Source organism: Caldisalinibacter kiritimatiensis, from assembly GCF_000387765.1.
Taxonomy (GTDB): Bacteria; Bacillota; Clostridia; order Tissierellales; family Caldisalinibacteraceae; genus Caldisalinibacter; species Caldisalinibacter kiritimatiensis.
Window position 1 is genome coordinate 1 of the sequence record NZ_ARZA01000186.1, and the last position, 15324, is coordinate 15324.

The following is a 15324-nucleotide window of genomic DNA, read 5'->3' on the forward strand; positions in this document are numbered from 1 at the left end:
CCCATTAATTTTATTTTATAATGTTCGAGAAAATGTGTCTACAATATTATACTAACATCAACATAACATGGCTAATAATACAGAACAAACAAATATATGTTCTAATCGTACCAGTAGTGGAATTGAAACCAAAATAAAGATTATTATACAGCACTAAGAAAAGGTAGTTCTAATCGTACCAGTAGTGGAATTGAAACTTTAAATACATCTTGTGTTACGGATCTACCCGTATGGTTTTAATCGTACCAATAGTGGAATAGGAAAGCCAATTTTAAATTATAAATAAAAAAACCTTAGCAACAAAAGAAAATGTAAAATTGAAAATATGAAGAACGTAAGAAAGCTTTAAAAAAGACAGAATAAGATAGCTTAAAGAATAATCTATCATTCACAATTAAAATGCATGCACTGAATTTGTTCTCACTAACTTAACATTAAATTAAATCCCTTCCTATTGTATAAAAATTGTCGATATGATACTATAAATGTTATGAAATAATGTTTCAGAATTTTTATGAAGAAAAATATTACATTGAAAAATAGATAGGGAGGGATAGTAGTGAATAATATAACATTGGATTATTCGAATGCCTTAATAAAGGACTATGAATTAGACTACATAAAAGGTCAAATTTCTAATGCACACAAAATGCTTCATGAAAAAACAGGTGCTGGTAATGACTTCTTAGGATGGGTTGACTATCCTGTAAACTATGACAAGGAAGAGTTCGACAGAATAAAGAAAGCAGCAGAAAAAATAAGAAGTAATTCAGATGTTTTTATAGTAGTTGGTATAGGTGGTTCTTATTTAGGAGCTAGAGCTGCTATTGAAGCATTAAGTCATTCTTTCCACAATTCATTATCTAAAGAAAAGAGAAATGCTCCAGAGATATATTTTGTAGGAAATAATATAAGTGGAACATACTTAAAGCACTTATTAGATGTTATCGAAGGTAAAGATATAAGCATCAACGTTATATCAAAATCAGGTACTACTACAGAACCAGCTATTGCATTTAGAGTATTAAGAAAGTATATAGAAGAGAAATACGGTAAAGAAGGCGCTAAAGAAAGAATATATGCAACAACAGATAGCACAAAGGGAGCTCTTAGAAAATTAGCAGAGCAAGAAGGATACGAAACTTTCATTATTCCAGATGATGTTGGAGGAAGATTCTCTATATTTACACCAGTAGGAATGCTACCAATAGCTGTTGCTGGATTAGATATAGAGAAAATGATGGAAGGAGCTAAAGCAGGTAGAGAAGAATATAGTGTAGAAGAATTAGAAAACAACCCATGTTATCAATATGCAGCAATAAGAAATGCACTTCACAGAAAAGGAAAGCTTATAGAAGTATTAGTAAACTATGAGCCTTCATTACACTATATTTCTGAATGGTGGAAACAATTATATGGAGAAAGTGAAGGTAAAGATGGTAAGGGTATATTCCCAGCATCAGTAGATTTCTCTACAGACCTTCATTCATTAGGTCAATATATCCAAGATGGTAGAAGACATCTATTTGAAACAGTAATCAATGTAGTTACACCAAGAGAAGATATAGAGATTGAAGAAGATGAAGCAAACTTAGATGGATTAAACTACTTAAGTGGAAAAACTATGGATTTTGTAAATAAAAAAGCATTTGAAGGTACTACTTTAGCACATACAGATGGAAACGTGCCTAACATTGTAATAAATGTACCAGAAATGAACGAATATTATTTTGGTAAATTAATCTACTTCTTTGAAAAGGCATGTGGAATTAGTGGATATGTATTAGGAGTAAATCCATTTGACCAACCGGGAGTAGAAGCATATAAGAAAAACATGTTTGCTTTATTAGGCAAACCAGGATTCGAAGATTTAAGAGAAGAATTACTTAAAAGATTATAAATAATATGAAATGCTATTGGTTATACTAACCAATAGCATTTTTTTATTGAATAATGTCGTCAACATTCATTGAAAAATGTGGTAAAACCAAAAATTTTGCAACATAAATAACATTGAAAAAATTATGAAAATTTGATATGCTAGTACATGTATAGGAAAAAATTAACTATGCAGGGAGGAATTTGGTATGGCAAAAGACGTTAGACAAATGTTAAATGATTTTACAGCAGGACTTGAAGAGGTAAGTAAGACTAATAAGGAACAAGTAGAAGCTTTTATGAATTTATTAGGTAAAGCATATGAACCACAAAAGCTTGATGTTAAAACTAAAGAATTAATAAGCGTAGCAATAGCTGCATACAACCGTTGTGAATATTGTATAGTATTCCATGTATATAAAGCACTTGAAGCAGGAGCTACTCGTGAAGAAATTTTAGAAGCTGCTATGGTTGCTGTTGCATTTGGTGGAGGACCATCAATGGCTTACACAGTTACATTAGTAAAACAATCATTAGATGAATTCGAAGGAGACTTTAAATAATAGAAAAGGCAGTGTAAGCTGCCTTTTTTGCATAGAAGGAGGAATACTATGGAAATAGATATAAAATTAGAAAATTTATCTGGACATGCTAAAAGCGGTAAGATAGGAAAAGTATATATAAAAGTTGGAGATGAGGTAAAGTCAGGGGATAAACTGTTTGAAGTTGAATCAAACAAGGGTAATGTTACTGTAACATCTGAAGTAGAAGGTAAGGTAAAAAGTATAGAGGTAGAAGTAGGACAGGAAGTAAAATTAAATGACCTATTAGTAAAAATAGAAGGTGAGAAAAAGCAAGAAGAAAGTAATGAAGGAAGCTTTAATTACTTTGGAGGATTAATGAAACCTCAAAAGAAAGAAATAAATGCTGACATAGTAGTAATAGGTGGAGGCCCTGGTGGATATGTAGCTGCTATACAAGGTGCAAAATTGGGAGCTAAGGTTGTTCTTGTTGAAAAAGAGAACCTTGGAGGTACATGTTTAAATTGGGGATGTATTCCAACTAAAGCTTTAGTAAGGTCAGCACAAGTATATAAAGATTGTAAAGAAGCAGAATCCTATGGGGTAAACGTTGACGATGTAAAAGTTGATATGCAAAAGGTTATAGCTAGAAAAGATAATGTAGTAAAACAATTGGTTGGTGGAATTGAGTACTTAATGGAAAAGAACGGAGTACAAGTTATAAAAGGAGCAGGTAAGCTAGTCGATAATGAAACAGTCTTTGTAAAAGAGAATAGATCTGAAACTACCATTAAAGCTAAAAATATAATTATTGCAACTGGCTCAGAAACATCTATGATACCAATACCAGGTGTAGAATTAGAAAATGTTATTACAAGTAAAGAGGCTTTAAGCCTTACAAACCTACCTGATAAGATAGTAATAGTAGGTGGCGGAGTTATAGGTATGGAATTTGCATTTATTTATGCAAATTTAGGCGTTGATGTTACAGTTATAGAATATCTTGATAAGGTGCTTGCAGCTTTAGATGATGATGTGTCTGAAGAAATTACTAAAATTGCAGGTGAAAGAGGTATTAAGTTATACACAGATTCAAAGGTTGAATCAATTATGGAAGGTGAAGATGGCGAGTGTATAATTGCCTTTTCTAAAGGTGAACAGATAAAATATGTTACAGCTGATAAGGTGCTTATGGCAGTAGGAAGAAAACCTTATCTTGAAGGCTTAGGAGTAGAAGAACTAAATATAGAAATGAATGAAAACAATATAGGAATAAAAGTTAATGAAAAAATGCAAACAAATGTATCAAATGTATACGCAATAGGAGATGTAACAAATAAAGTACAACTTGCACATGTTGCTTCTCATCAAGGAATTGTAGCTGTAAAAAATATTATGGGAGAAGAAAAGGAAATGGATTATACAGTTATACCAAGTGCTATATTTACTGACCCAGAAATAGCAATGGTAGGTATCTGTGAGGATGCAGCAAGGGAAGCTAATATTGATGTAGAGGTAGGAAAATTCCCATTTAGTGCAAATGGGAAGGCTTTAACTTTAGGAGAATCTAGAGGATTTGTAAAGATAGTTAAAGATAAGGCTACAGGTAAGATTATAGGAGGAACTATAATAGGACCTCATGCTACTGACTTGATAGCAGAAGTTGCATTGGCAATTCAAAATGGATTAACAGCTGAAGACATAATAGAGACTATACATGCCCATCCAACTACTGCAGAATCAATACATGAAGGAGCCTTATCAGTCGAAGGAGGAGCACTACACTTTGCAGAATAGGAGCATAATGACTAGAATAGTTGAGACATCATCTGTAAATCCATGGTATAACTTGGCTATGGAAGAATATTTGTTTAATAATATATCTGATAAAGAAATTATACTGTATCTTTGGCAAAACAAAGATACAGTTGTAATAGGTAGAAATCAGAATCCATGGAAAGAATGTAGATGTGAAGAATTAAAAAGAGATGGAGGTAAACTAGCACGAAGATTATCTGGGGGTGGTGCAGTTTATCACGATTTAGGAAACTTGAATTTTACTTTTATAATGAAAGAATATTTATATGACTTTGAAAAACAAATACAAGTTATTTTAAATGGTATAAAACAATTAGGAATACAAGCTGAATTTACAGGTAGAAATGACATAGTAGTACAAGGTAAAAAAATATCAGGAAATGCCTTTTACTTCAGCAACAATAGAGCATATCATCATGGAACTATATTAGTAGATACTGACTTTTCTAAGCTTTCTACATACTTGCAGCCTTCTAAGGCTAAGATAATGTCTAAAGGTATAGATTCAGTCAAGTCTAGAGTAATAAACTTAAAAGAATTAAAAAGTGACATTACAATAGATACTGTAAAGAAAAGTATTAAACAAAGCTTTATTAATATATATAATGGAACTAACGAAGATATGGGTATTAACGAATCAAATGAAGAGATAAAAAGACTTTATAAAAAGTATTCTTCATGGGAATGGAGATATGGTGATTCTCCAGATTTTGATATAAAATTTAGTGATAAATTCACTTGGGGAGAAATAGATATTAGATTGAGGTTACAGGAAGGATATATAAAACGAGTAACAATTTACTCAGATGCAATGAATAGTACATTAATACAAAAGCTTGCACACGAATTAAAAGGAATTCAGCTTAAATTAGATAATATAATAAAGAAAATAGATGATGTTGCTTACGATTGTGAAGATAATAACATTATTAAAGATATAAAAGAATTATTTATAAAAATGATATAAATTTTTAAGATAAAAAGGTGCTGATAGTTAGTCGGCACCCTTTTTAATATTAAGTAGGAAATTATAAACAGATTAAATTTGTAGATAAAATATAATTTAAAAACTACTAACTGACAAATCGACGAAGTCGATTTTGTTCTTTATGATTTCATTAAATTACCTGTTTCAGTTAAACTATTTGTATTGACTTCAAGTAATGTGTTGTTACTTAGCATTTTAATATTTGCAGTTCCTTTTTGTTTATTAATACCTTCTATCCAAACTGGAGTATTATTATAAGTTACTTCAATTTTTTTTGGAGAATTTAATATTTCATAAGCTCTGTCTATATCCACCAATAAACCTCCCTTCAAGGATATTATTTTTAAATATAAGAGTAAATATGTATCTATAAAACTTAAAAATAGTAAATAAATTTTAAAGGATATTATTAGTTGATATATAATTTATAGATAAGAAATAAATTTTAAAATATTTACTAAGAGGTGAGCTGCGATGATACTTTCAGATAAAACTATAAAGGAAATGCTAAAGACAAAGGAATTAGTTATTGAGCCTATTGATGACGAGCAAATTCAACCAGCTTCAGTAGACCTTAAATTAGGGACACATTTTTTAAAAGTAGATGAAAATTCTATTGAATCTATGAGCTTAGATAAGGAAATAAAATATGTAGAGATTGAAAGTAATGAGATAATAATACCACCTAATTCATTTTTACTAGCAACTACTAGGGAATATATAAAATTACCTAACAATGTTACTGCATTTGTAGAAGGTAGAAGTTCAATTGGTAGAATGGGGTTATTTATTCAGAATGCAGGTTGGGTTGACCCTGGCTTTGAAGGAGAAATAACATTAGAGCTGTATAATGCTAATAGACTTCCTATTAAATTAATCTCAGGAAGAAGAATATGTCAGTTAGTTTTTGCCTTTATGGATAAAGAAGCTGAAAATCCGTATAGAGGTAAATATCAAGGACAAAGAAAAGCAACAGGCAGTAGAGTTTTTATGGATGTGGATAGGTAAAGAGTAAAAGCGGCTACGCCGCTTTTACTCAATTATAGTTAAAACTTCTTCTACAGGTTTTCTTGGTGGACTTGTAAGTTTAGATTCTTCAGGCACTCCAAGTGGAGTCATGGCAGCTAAGAAATATCCTTCTTTATTAAAGCCTATGTACTCAGTTATTTCTTTACTAGCATAGTTAGGACCAGTCATCCAGCATGTTCCGTAGCCTAGATTTGCTGCGGCTAATTGTAAGTTTTCCATAGCTGCTGCTACGTTTTGAATTCCTGGGTTTGGTAGTAAAACGGCGTTAAGCTCTTCTTGAGTTGCTCCTTTTTCTTCAAGAATGTCAATGCCAGTTGAAGGATATGGACCTGCGAATACTAAAACTACCATCGGAGCATTTCTAAATACAGTATGATATTTTAAAAACTTTGTCATAGATTTCTTTTTCTTTTCATCGTCAGTAGAACTAGCTAGTTCTGCATTTTTCTTTTCTACGATTTTAGCCATTTCTTCAATCTTTTCTTTATTTTTAACTATGACGAAATGCCAGTTTTGTTGGTTCTTACCTGAAGGAGCATATGTAGCTGCTTTGATAATCTCTTTAATATCTTCCATAGGTATTTCTTCATCTTTGAATTTTCTAACACTGTGTCTCTTATAGATAAAATCTAATTTTCCCATCGTTAACCTCCTTATAAAAATTTGTGGAAAATTGTAAAAATTTCATCTTATAAACTAGTATAACATAAAAAAACTAATAGTTACTAATTAATTTTGTATTAATTTGCCTGTGAATGAGTAAATATTTACGATGTTATTTTTATTTTAGACAAAGTAGGTAATAGTTTATTATGATAGTATAATCCACCTGAAACACAAAATAACATATCACATTAACCTTCAATGTTATACTGTAGAAATAAATTAATGTGACAAAAATATAACAAATATTGAGAAAATTCAAAAAAGTGATATAATAAAAGTGTGAATGTTAATAAAATGTAACAAAAGTGAATAATAATGTAATAGGAGGTGAGTCTTAGTACTTAATTCTTTTAATTTTAAAGGGGGGTTTTAAATGGAAAAAAGACAGCGATGGAGTAGCAGAACTATATTTGTATTTGCAGCTATAGGTTCAGCGGCAGGATTGGGGAATGCATGGAGATTTCCATATCAAGCAGCATCTAATGGTGGTGGAGCTTTTCTGATTCCTTATTTCATTGCACTTATAACAGCAGGTATACCTCTTTTAATACTTGAATTTGCAATAGGACATAAGTTCCAAGCCGGAGCACCTACTGCGATGAGTAAAATTAAAAAAGGATGGGAATGGTTAGGTTGGTGGCCTATTCTTATAAGTTTTATAATAGTTACTTATTACAGTGTTATTATGGCTTGGGTATTTGATTATTTATGGTATTCACTAACTACAGCTTGGGGGAATGCACCACAGGACTTTTTCTTAAATAAGGTACTACATATATCTAGTGGACCAGGTGAGTTAGGTGGCTTTAGTTTACCAGTAATCATAGGACTTATAATTGCATGGATAGCTATTTATTGGACTATTAGAGATGGAACAAAATCAGTTGGTAAAGTTGTAAAATGGACAGTTCCTTTACCATTAGCAATGTTAGGTATATTAGTAATAAGAGGAATAACATTAGAAGGAGCAGTAGAGGGACTAAACTTCTACCTAGACCCAGACTTTTCAAAATTATTAGACCCTAAAGTATGGGTTGCAGCATACGGACAGATTTTCTTTTCATTGAGTTTGGCATTTGGGGTTATGATAGCTTATGCTAGTTACTTACCAAAGAAATCAGATATTACTAATAATGCAATCATAACTGCATTATCAAACTGTGGTATAAGCTTCTTATCAGGTTTTGCTGTATTTAGTACTATAGGTTATATGGCTGTACAAAAAGGCGCTCCAGTAGCAGAGGTTGCTGGTAGTGGTGGAGTTGGATTGGCATTTTGGGTTTATCCAGAAGCTATCAATTTATTACCTTTTGGAAATGCTTTATTTGCACTAGTATTTTTCATTATGCTATTAACTCTTGGTATAGACTCTGCATTTTCACTTGTTGAAGGAGTAGTGGCAGGATTATCTGATAAGTATTCATGGAATAAGAAGAAAACAACAAAATTGGTTATTGGCATTGGATTTATAGTTAGTTTACTTTATGCTACTAAAGGAGGATTATACTGGTTAGATATAGTTGATAGATATATAAACAACTTTAATGTAGTTACAGTGGCATTATTAGAAGCTTTATTAATCGGTTGGGGATTTAAGTCCAAGAAATTACGTGAATATGTAAATCCTATATCTGAAGTAAAGCTAGGACCTTGGTTTGATATACTACTTAAAGTTATATCACCTTTAATGTTAGCTATAATCTTGGTATGGAATGTTATACAAGAGATTATAGATGCTATAAACGGTACTATGTATGAGGGATACGATCTTTGGGCAATTGTAGTAGGAGGCTGGCTTGTATTAGTAGTATTAGTTATCATATCTGTAATCCTAGCAAAGACTAAATTAAAGGAAATAGAGCCTGAAGAAGTGTTAAATGAAGAGTAGTTATTTGGTATATTTACCTTTAATATAAGGGGGAATTTAGATGACTGCAGGTTCATGGATTATGCTTATCTTTGGCGTTGTAGTATTGTATGGAGGTTTATTCTGGGCTATATCACGTGCTAGAAAAAGTCAATAGATATATCAAAAAAGAAGGCTGAGTTTTCAGCCTTCTTTTTTGCTGTTTAGCTCACATTTAAATGTGAGCTGCTAATGGGTGTGTTGGCATGGAAAAAATAGCACATAGCACCTAAAAATTCACATTAGTGTTTTTAAAAATTTATAAAAAATATGATTAATGATACGATATATGGGTATTATATTATTGGCGTATGCCAAAAAACTATTTGTTAAGGAGGTATAAAATGAATATAGCAAAATTCATAAAAGACAATCTATCTTACTTGATACTAGGAATGATGATATTAGGGCTAGCAAATGGTTATGTAAATGATGTGAGTGGATTAAAGGTATTAGTAACTCCGACTCTATTTTTAATGGTTTATCCTATGATGATAAACTTAAAAGTTACTGATTTATTTGAAGGGATTTCAAATCCAAAACCTTTACTAATAAGTTTGGGAATGAACTTCATTATATCACCTATTATAGCTTTTGGATTAAGTAAGCTATTTTTTGCTAATCAACCTATGTTAACAGTAGGGTTAATTTTAATTTCCCTGATACCGACTAGTGGGATGACAGCATCTTGGACGGGATTGGCAAATGGTAATATGAAGTCAGCATTACTTATAATATCATCAAACCTGCTGCTTTCAATAGTAATGATACCGCTATATATGAAGTTATTTATTGGAGAAGCTGTAACGGTTGATACAATGACTATAATATATAGTTTATTGAAAGTAGTAATTATACCATTAGTGTTAGGTGATATAACAAGAAGAATATTAATGTGGAAATACAAAGAAAGCGGCTTTAAGAAAATAAAACCTCACTTAGGAGCTATAAGCTCTGTTGGAGTATTGATAATAGTATTTGTTGCTATGTCATTGAAAAGTAAAACTATAATTAATGAAAGTAGTTTAGTTTTATATTCACTTGTACCTTTAGTTATATATTATGGAGTCTTATTAATAATAAGTCATAGTATTGGTAGTAGAGTGTTAGATAGAGGTAATAGTATTGCATTAGTTTATGGAAGTACTATGCGTAATTTAACTATTTCATTAGGGTTAAGTTTAAGTGCTTTTGGAGGTGGCTTATCGGTATTTTTAATAGCCATTGGATATATTATTCAAGTGCCATTAGCTGCATTTTATATGAGAATGTTAATGCGAGGTGAAGTAGCAATTAATTAGAAGGGTGCAAACCCTTCTTTCTTTTTAGTTTTTTTCTTCCATTATATGATATAATATCTATGGATACCGATTAATAGGGAGTGGGGGTTATGCCTGATATTTGGACCCATATTATTTGTGGCGAAGAAGTTTTAAATTCATTGCATGATAGTAAGTGGAAAGAAATTCTTATCAAAAACAAGAAGTTATTTAATCTTGGCTGTCAAGGACCTGATATATTTTTATATAATGACTTTTGGCCTTGGATTAAAGAAAAAAGAGGAGTAAAATTTGGTTCATTATTACATGAAGAAAAAACTGGAGAGTTTTTTATAAAGGGATTCAATTACCTTAAGCATAATATAGAAAAACAAAAGGGATTTCAATTACTGTTTACATATTTAGCAGGGTTTGTATGCCACTTTGGGTTAGATAGAGTAGCACATCCATATATACATTATTATTCAGGAAAATATGATAAAAACAAGCCTGAGACACGTAAATATAGTGGTTATCATAAAAAACTAGAAGTTATAATTGACTCTATAATAGTAAAAGAAAGAAAGGGTATAGACGCTTATAAATATCCTGTATTTAAAGAAATAGATATTGAAGGAGGACTTCCTAAAGTAGTTGTACAATTTTACAAATATATAATTTCAAATCTTTATAAATATAAGAGTAATCCTGATTTTATTGTAGATTCTTATAACGATATGAAAAAAGTGTTTAAAATAACTCATGATAGACTAGGAATAAAAAAAGTTTTACTTTATTTTATAGACTTAGTTACTAGAGGAGATATAGATTATAATAGCGTTATTTACCCAAGACGACTTGCTCAAAGGGACTATATGAATAGAAACCATAATATATGGAATCATCCTTGTGATAAAAAAGAGGTTTATAATAGCAGCTTTGATGACCTTCTCGATAAAGCAGTTATAGAAAGTAGGGAAATGCTAAAGGGAGCAATAATGTATCTAGAGGATAAATTGGAAATAAAGGATTTAGAAAAGCTTTTTCCCAATATATCATATGTTACAGGTAAACCTACTAACCAAAAATGTGAAATTATATATTATGACCCTATCTTTGAAAGATAGGGTCTAAATTTTAGCAGCTCCTGTCTTTTTAGCTGCTTCAGCTACAGCTTCAGCTATCTTTGGTACTACTCTTTTATCTAATGGAGCTGGAACAACATAATCTTCTTTTAATTCATTTTTCTCTATTATATTTGCAATTGCGTAGGCGGCTGCTAATTTCATTTCTTCGTTTATTTCCTTTGCTTTTACTTTTAATGCTCCTTTAAATATTCCAGGGAATGCAAGTACATTGTTAATTTGATTTGGAAAATCTGAGCGACCAGAACCTACAACTCTTGCTCCTGCTTCTTTTGCTAAATCAGGCATTATTTCAGGGATAGGATTAGCCATTGCAAAAACGATAGGGTCATTATTCATACTTTTTATCATATCTTGTGATACTATATTACCTGCAGATACACCTATAAACACATCCGCATCAACTAGTGCATCCTCTAACGTACCCTTTTTGGAATCTTTATTTACGATTTCTACAATTTCTTCTTGATAAGGATTATTACAATTACCTTTATATAGGATACCTTGTTTATCACATACTAAAATATTTTTTGCACCTAGATTTAATAACATTTTAACGATAGCTATGCCAGCTGAACCTGCACCATTAACTACTACTTTAATATTACTAATATTTTTATCTACTAATTTCAATGAGTTAATTAATCCAGCAGTTACTACTATTGCAGTACCGTGTTGGTCATCATGAAATACAGGGATATCTAATTCTTCTTTTAATTTTTTCTCTATTTCAAAACATCTTGGAGCACTTATATCTTCTAAATTTATTCCACCAAATGTAGGAGCGATAGTTTTAACTGTATTAACGATTTCATCTATGTTTTGTGCATTTAAACATATAGGGAAAGCATCAATATCTGCAAATTCTTTAAATAAAATAGCTTTGCCTTCCATTACAGGCATTGCAGCTTGAGGACCTATATTACCTAGACCTAAAACAGCAGACCCGTCTGTCACTACAGCTACTAAATTACCTTTAGAAGTATATTTGTAAACTTCGGCAGGATTTTCATGTATTTTTCTACAAGGCTCTGCTACTCCTGGTGTATATGCTATGCTTAAATCGTCTTTGTTTTCCACCTTTACCTTTGATGTAACTTCAACTTTACCTTTCTTTTCTTCATGTATCTTTAAACTTTGTTGTCTGTAGTCCATTATAATCATCCTTTCAATAATATAATCTTTAAATAAGTATATCACATTTTAGTATGTTTTAAGCAACAAGAAAATGTAGCATTTCCTTGTTTTTAACCTAACCATAATATGTTTCTAATACCATTTTAAAAGATAAAAGTTATTATAATATTACATAAAAAATTAGGGGGTATATGATGAAAAGATTAAACATTTGTATAGATATTGATGGCACTATAACTAATCCATATGATTGGATAGGTTTAGCCAATAAGTATTTTAATACTAGTATAGAGCCTTATAATGTGACAGAGTATGAGATAGATAAGGTTTTGGGGGTAACTAGAGAAGAATACTTAGAGTTTTATGATAAATTTGGGGAAATGATACATTTAAATGCAACTGTAAGGGATAATGCAAATGAAAAGCTTAAAGAGCTTTCTAAAAGGCATAATTTATATTATGTAACAGCTAGAGAAAAAAGAATGACAGAGGTAACATACAAATGGCTTAGAATGAACGAGTTTCCTATGGACTCAGTATTTTTATTGGGAAGTCATTACAAAGTAGATAAAGCTAAAGAATTAAACTGTGATGTATTTATTGAAGATAGATATGAAAATGCTATTCAATTGGCTCTTGCAGGATTTAAAGTATTACTTGTTGATTGTTATTATAATAGATTGCCAGTAATTCCAGGTATAACAAGGGTTTTTAACTGGAATGAAATATATAATGAAATTAAAAAGTTAGAAATAAGAAAAGAAGAAGCTATTCAAGAAATTGCATAAAGTTGAATGTATAAAATGAAAAACTGAATAAGTGGAACTCTTAAATAAAACTTCATAATTATTTTATGAAGTTTTATTTTTTTTGAAGGAAAATAGAATTTTTTGGAGAAATAGTTAAATATGATTAACCTCTATGAATGAATGTACGAAATATCGTACAGGTGTATTTGAAAGTAGACAGATACTTGAATAAAGTAGTTTAAGAGTTTGAAAACGTTTTGTGTATAATTATTTTACACTTTGTCTTAAGAATATATTTAGGTTTAAGTCTAAACATGTTGATTTATCTATGTTTTTAAATTTTATAAAAATTGGCACACTAATTGCTTATTAATATAAGTATAAAACCTTAAGGAGGGGGTACTATGGCATTTGAAAACCTTTTATTAAAAAAAGAAGGTAACGTAGCAATATTAAGTATTAATCGACCTAAAGCGTTAAATGCATTAAACACTTCAGTATTAGAGGAATTAAATCAAGCTATAAATACAATAGAAAAAGATGAGGAAATATATGTGGTTGTTATAACAGGAGAAGGAAAGGCTTTTGTAGCTGGAGCAGATATTACTGAAATGAAGGATAAAACTCCAGAAGAAGCAAGAGAATTTGCTAATTTAGGACTAGAAGTATTCAGAAAAATCGAACTTATGGAAAAACCTGTTATAGCTGCTGTTAATGGATTTGCTTTAGGTGGTGGCTGTGAGCTAGCTATGAGCTGTGACATTAGAGTTGCAGGAGAGAAGGCTAAGTTTGGTCAACCTGAAGTTGGTTTAGGTATAACTCCAGGATTTGCAGGAACACAAAGACTAGCAAGATTAGTGGGAGCAGCGAAGGCTAATGAGTTAATCTTTACAGGAGATATGATATCAGCAGCTGAAGCAGAGAAGATAGGGCTAGTAAATAAAGTGGTATCACAAGAAGAGTTAATGGAAAAAGCTATGGACTTAGCTAATAAGATAGCATCAAAAGGACAATTAGCTGTAAGATATTCTAAAAAGGCAATTAATAGAGGAATAGAAACTGACATTGAAACAGGAATGGCACTTGAAAGAGAGCTATTTGCATTATGTTTTGCAACAGAAGACCAAAAAGAGGGTATGACAGCATTTGTTGAAAAGAGAAAACCAAACTTTAAGAATAAATAGAAAAAGCAATTAGTATGTATAGAAAAATGAACATAAATAGAAGGAGGATGTAAAGATGAAGGTATGTGTTTTAGGAGCAGGGACTATGGGTTCAGGAATTGCTCAAGCTTTTGCTATGGCAGGACATGAAGTAATAATGAGAGACATTAAAGACGACTATGTTGAAAGAGGTCTATCAGTAATAACAAAGAATTTAGACAGAAACGTTAAGAAAGAAAGAATGACTGAAGAAGAGAAACAAGAAGTATTAGGAAAAATCACAGCTACTACTGATATTAACTTAGCTAAAGACGTTGATTTAGTAGTAGAGGCAGCAGTAGAAAATTTAGATATCAAAAAGAAAATATTTGCTGAATTAGATGAGATTTGTAAGCCAGAGGCAATTCTTGCTACGAATACATCATCACTTTCAATAACTGAAATAGCAAGTGCAACAAACAGACCAGATAAGGTAATAGGTATGCACTTCTTTAATCCAGTACCAGTGATGAAATTAATAGAAGTTATTAAGGGGATTGCAACATCAGAAGAAACTAACAACAAAGTTGTAGAATTATCAAAGGAATTAGGAAAAACACCTGTGCAAGTAGAAGAGGCTCCAGGGTTTGTTGTTAATAGAATACTTATTCCAATGATAAATGAAGCTGTTGGAATATTAGCAGAAGGTATTGCAACAGCAGAAGATATAGATGCAGCTATGAAATTGGGTGCAAATCATCCAATAGGACCTTTAGCTTTAGCTGACTTGATTGGTAATGATGTATGTTTAGCAGTTATGGAAGTATTATATCAAGAGTTTGGAGATTCAAAATACAGACCACATCCATTATTAAGAAAAATGGTTAGAGGTGGTTTATTAGGAAGAAAAACTGGTAAAGGATTTTATGACTATAGTAAATAATAATATTCATTTGAACCCTACCGGTACGGTAGGGTTCACCTGTGCTTGAAGAATGTTAAAATGTTAACATATTAAATTATAATATTCTATTGAGTAAATTATTAAGGACTTATATGACAATATAAAAGCATAAATATGGATTA

At 31.0% G+C, this 15324-nt stretch carries 15 protein-coding genes; 12 read left to right on the plus strand and 3 right to left on the minus strand.

The window, feature by feature from the left end; translation table 11 throughout:
• The first annotated feature begins 568 nt into the window (after nt 1–568).
• From L21TH_RS08045 to lplA, 4 genes are all read left to right on the plus strand, one after another.
• Nucleotides 569–1900, plus strand: coding sequence for a glucose-6-phosphate isomerase (locus L21TH_RS08045; protein ID WP_479722805.1), 1332 nt, complete (start codon nt 569–571; stop codon nt 1898–1900).
• Between the two features lie 187 nt (nt 1901–2087).
• Nucleotides 2088–2441 carry a carboxymuconolactone decarboxylase family protein gene (locus L21TH_RS08050; RefSeq protein WP_006313823.1) on the plus strand — a complete coding sequence of 118 codons (354 nt, stop codon included), beginning with the start codon at nt 2088–2090 and terminating at the stop codon, nt 2439–2441.
• A gap of 48 nt (nt 2442–2489) precedes the next feature.
• A complete protein-coding gene (lpdA, locus tag L21TH_RS08055) occupies nt 2490–4196 on the plus strand; it encodes a dihydrolipoyl dehydrogenase (RefSeq protein WP_006313824.1) in 1707 nt (568 codons plus the stop codon).
• Nucleotides 4186–5184: a lipoate--protein ligase gene (lplA, locus tag L21TH_RS08060; protein ID WP_242826512.1), complete on the plus strand. Its 999-nt coding sequence runs from the start codon at nt 4186–4188 to the stop codon at nt 5182–5184. Before lpdA ends, lplA begins: the two co-directional genes overlap by 11 nt.
• Before the next feature lie 140 nt (nt 5185–5324).
• Here lplA and L21TH_RS08065 read toward each other — a convergent pair whose 3' ends face one another.
• A complete protein-coding gene (locus L21TH_RS08065; RefSeq protein WP_006313828.1) occupies nt 5325–5519 on the minus strand; it encodes an H-type small acid-soluble spore protein in 195 nt (64 codons plus the stop codon).
• A 160-nt stretch (nt 5520–5679) separates the two neighbouring features.
• Here L21TH_RS08065 and dcd point away from each other — a divergent pair, with 160 nt between their 5' ends.
• Complete coding sequence (gene dcd / locus L21TH_RS08070) at nt 5680–6213, plus strand: dCTP deaminase (RefSeq protein WP_006313830.1); 534 nt, start codon at nt 5680–5682, stop codon at nt 6211–6213.
• Nucleotides 6214–6237: 24 nt separating this feature from the next.
• Here the strand turns inward: dcd and L21TH_RS08075 are convergent, their stop codons facing one another.
• Nucleotides 6238–6876, minus strand: a complete 639-nt coding sequence (locus L21TH_RS08075; RefSeq protein WP_006313832.1) for a nitroreductase family protein — start codon at nt 6874–6876, stop codon at nt 6238–6240.
• 397 nt (nt 6877–7273) lie between these two features.
• On the opposite strand from L21TH_RS08075, the gene L21TH_RS08080 reads away from it, so the two are divergent.
• The 4 genes from L21TH_RS08080 to L21TH_RS08090 all read left to right on the plus strand — a co-directional run bounded on the left by L21TH_RS08080 (nt 7274) and on the right by L21TH_RS08090 (nt 11192).
• Nucleotides 7274–8788 carry a sodium-dependent transporter gene (locus tag L21TH_RS08080; protein WP_006313833.1) on the plus strand — a complete coding sequence of 505 codons (1515 nt, stop codon included), beginning with the start codon at nt 7274–7276 and terminating at the stop codon, nt 8786–8788.
• A gap of 40 nt (nt 8789–8828) precedes the next feature.
• Entirely contained in the window at nt 8829–8924 is a 96-nt protein-coding gene (locus L21TH_RS14290; protein WP_155848338.1) for a MetS family NSS transporter small subunit, read from the plus strand.
• Nucleotides 8925–9150: 226 nt separating this feature from the next.
• Nucleotides 9151–10107: an arsenic resistance protein gene (locus L21TH_RS08085; RefSeq protein ID WP_006313834.1), complete on the plus strand. Its 957-nt coding sequence runs from the start codon at nt 9151–9153 to the stop codon at nt 10105–10107.
• An 89-nt stretch (nt 10108–10196) separates the two neighbouring features.
• A complete protein-coding gene (locus tag L21TH_RS08090; RefSeq protein ID WP_006313840.1) occupies nt 10197–11192 on the plus strand; it encodes a zinc dependent phospholipase C family protein in 996 nt (331 codons plus the stop codon).
• Nucleotides 11193–11195: 3 nt separating this feature from the next.
• Here the strand turns inward: L21TH_RS08090 and L21TH_RS08095 are convergent, their stop codons facing one another.
• The gene (locus L21TH_RS08095; RefSeq protein WP_006313849.1) at nt 11196–12365 is read right to left on the minus strand and encodes an NAD(P)-dependent malic enzyme; all 1170 of its coding nucleotides are present in this window, start codon (nt 12363–12365) and stop codon (nt 11196–11198) included.
• Between the two features lie 176 nt (nt 12366–12541).
• Here L21TH_RS08095 and L21TH_RS08100 point away from each other — a divergent pair, with 176 nt between their 5' ends.
• The 3 genes from L21TH_RS08100 (at nt 12542) to L21TH_RS08110 (ending at nt 15181) form a co-directional block, all read left to right on the plus strand.
• Nucleotides 12542–13135: a 5' nucleotidase, NT5C type gene (locus L21TH_RS08100; RefSeq protein WP_006313851.1), complete on the plus strand. Its 594-nt coding sequence runs from the start codon at nt 12542–12544 to the stop codon at nt 13133–13135.
• Between the two features lie 365 nt (nt 13136–13500).
• Nucleotides 13501–14280, plus strand: a complete 780-nt coding sequence (locus tag L21TH_RS08105; RefSeq protein ID WP_006313853.1) for a short-chain-enoyl-CoA hydratase — start codon at nt 13501–13503, stop codon at nt 14278–14280.
• Nucleotides 14281–14335: 55 nt separating this feature from the next.
• Nucleotides 14336–15181, plus strand: a complete 846-nt coding sequence (locus L21TH_RS08110) for a 3-hydroxybutyryl-CoA dehydrogenase (RefSeq protein ID WP_006313855.1) — start codon at nt 14336–14338, stop codon at nt 15179–15181.
• Nucleotides 15182–15324: the final 143 nt, after the last annotated feature.

What these genes read in the sequence shown, in the direction of transcription:
- L21TH_RS08100 (WP_006313851.1), top strand. Translation starts at nt 12,542, where the DNA reads ATGAAAAGATTAAACATTTGTATAGATATTGATGGCACTATAACTAAT.
- L21TH_RS08095 (WP_006313849.1), bottom strand. Translation starts at nt 12,365, where the DNA reads ATGGACTACAGACAACAAAGTTTAAAGATACATGAAGAAAAGAAAGGT.
- L21TH_RS08075 (WP_006313832.1), bottom strand. Translation starts at nt 6,876, where the DNA reads ATGGGAAAATTAGATTTTATCTATAAGAGACACAGTGTTAGAAAATTC.
- dcd (WP_006313830.1), top strand. Translation starts at nt 5,680, where the DNA reads ATGATACTTTCAGATAAAACTATAAAGGAAATGCTAAAGACAAAGGAA.
- L21TH_RS14290 (WP_155848338.1), top strand. Translation starts at nt 8,829, where the DNA reads ATGACTGCAGGTTCATGGATTATGCTTATCTTTGGCGTTGTAGTATTG.
- L21TH_RS08090 (WP_006313840.1), top strand. Translation starts at nt 10,197, where the DNA reads ATGCCTGATATTTGGACCCATATTATTTGTGGCGAAGAAGTTTTAAAT.
- L21TH_RS08080 (WP_006313833.1), top strand. Translation starts at nt 7,274, where the DNA reads ATGGAAAAAAGACAGCGATGGAGTAGCAGAACTATATTTGTATTTGCA.
- L21TH_RS08050 (WP_006313823.1), top strand. Translation starts at nt 2,088, where the DNA reads ATGGCAAAAGACGTTAGACAAATGTTAAATGATTTTACAGCAGGACTT.
- lpdA (WP_006313824.1), top strand. Translation starts at nt 2,490, where the DNA reads ATGGAAATAGATATAAAATTAGAAAATTTATCTGGACATGCTAAAAGC.
- L21TH_RS08085 (WP_006313834.1), top strand. Translation starts at nt 9,151, where the DNA reads ATGAATATAGCAAAATTCATAAAAGACAATCTATCTTACTTGATACTA.
- L21TH_RS08105 (WP_006313853.1), top strand. Translation starts at nt 13,501, where the DNA reads ATGGCATTTGAAAACCTTTTATTAAAAAAAGAAGGTAACGTAGCAATA.
- L21TH_RS08110 (WP_006313855.1), top strand. Translation starts at nt 14,336, where the DNA reads ATGAAGGTATGTGTTTTAGGAGCAGGGACTATGGGTTCAGGAATTGCT.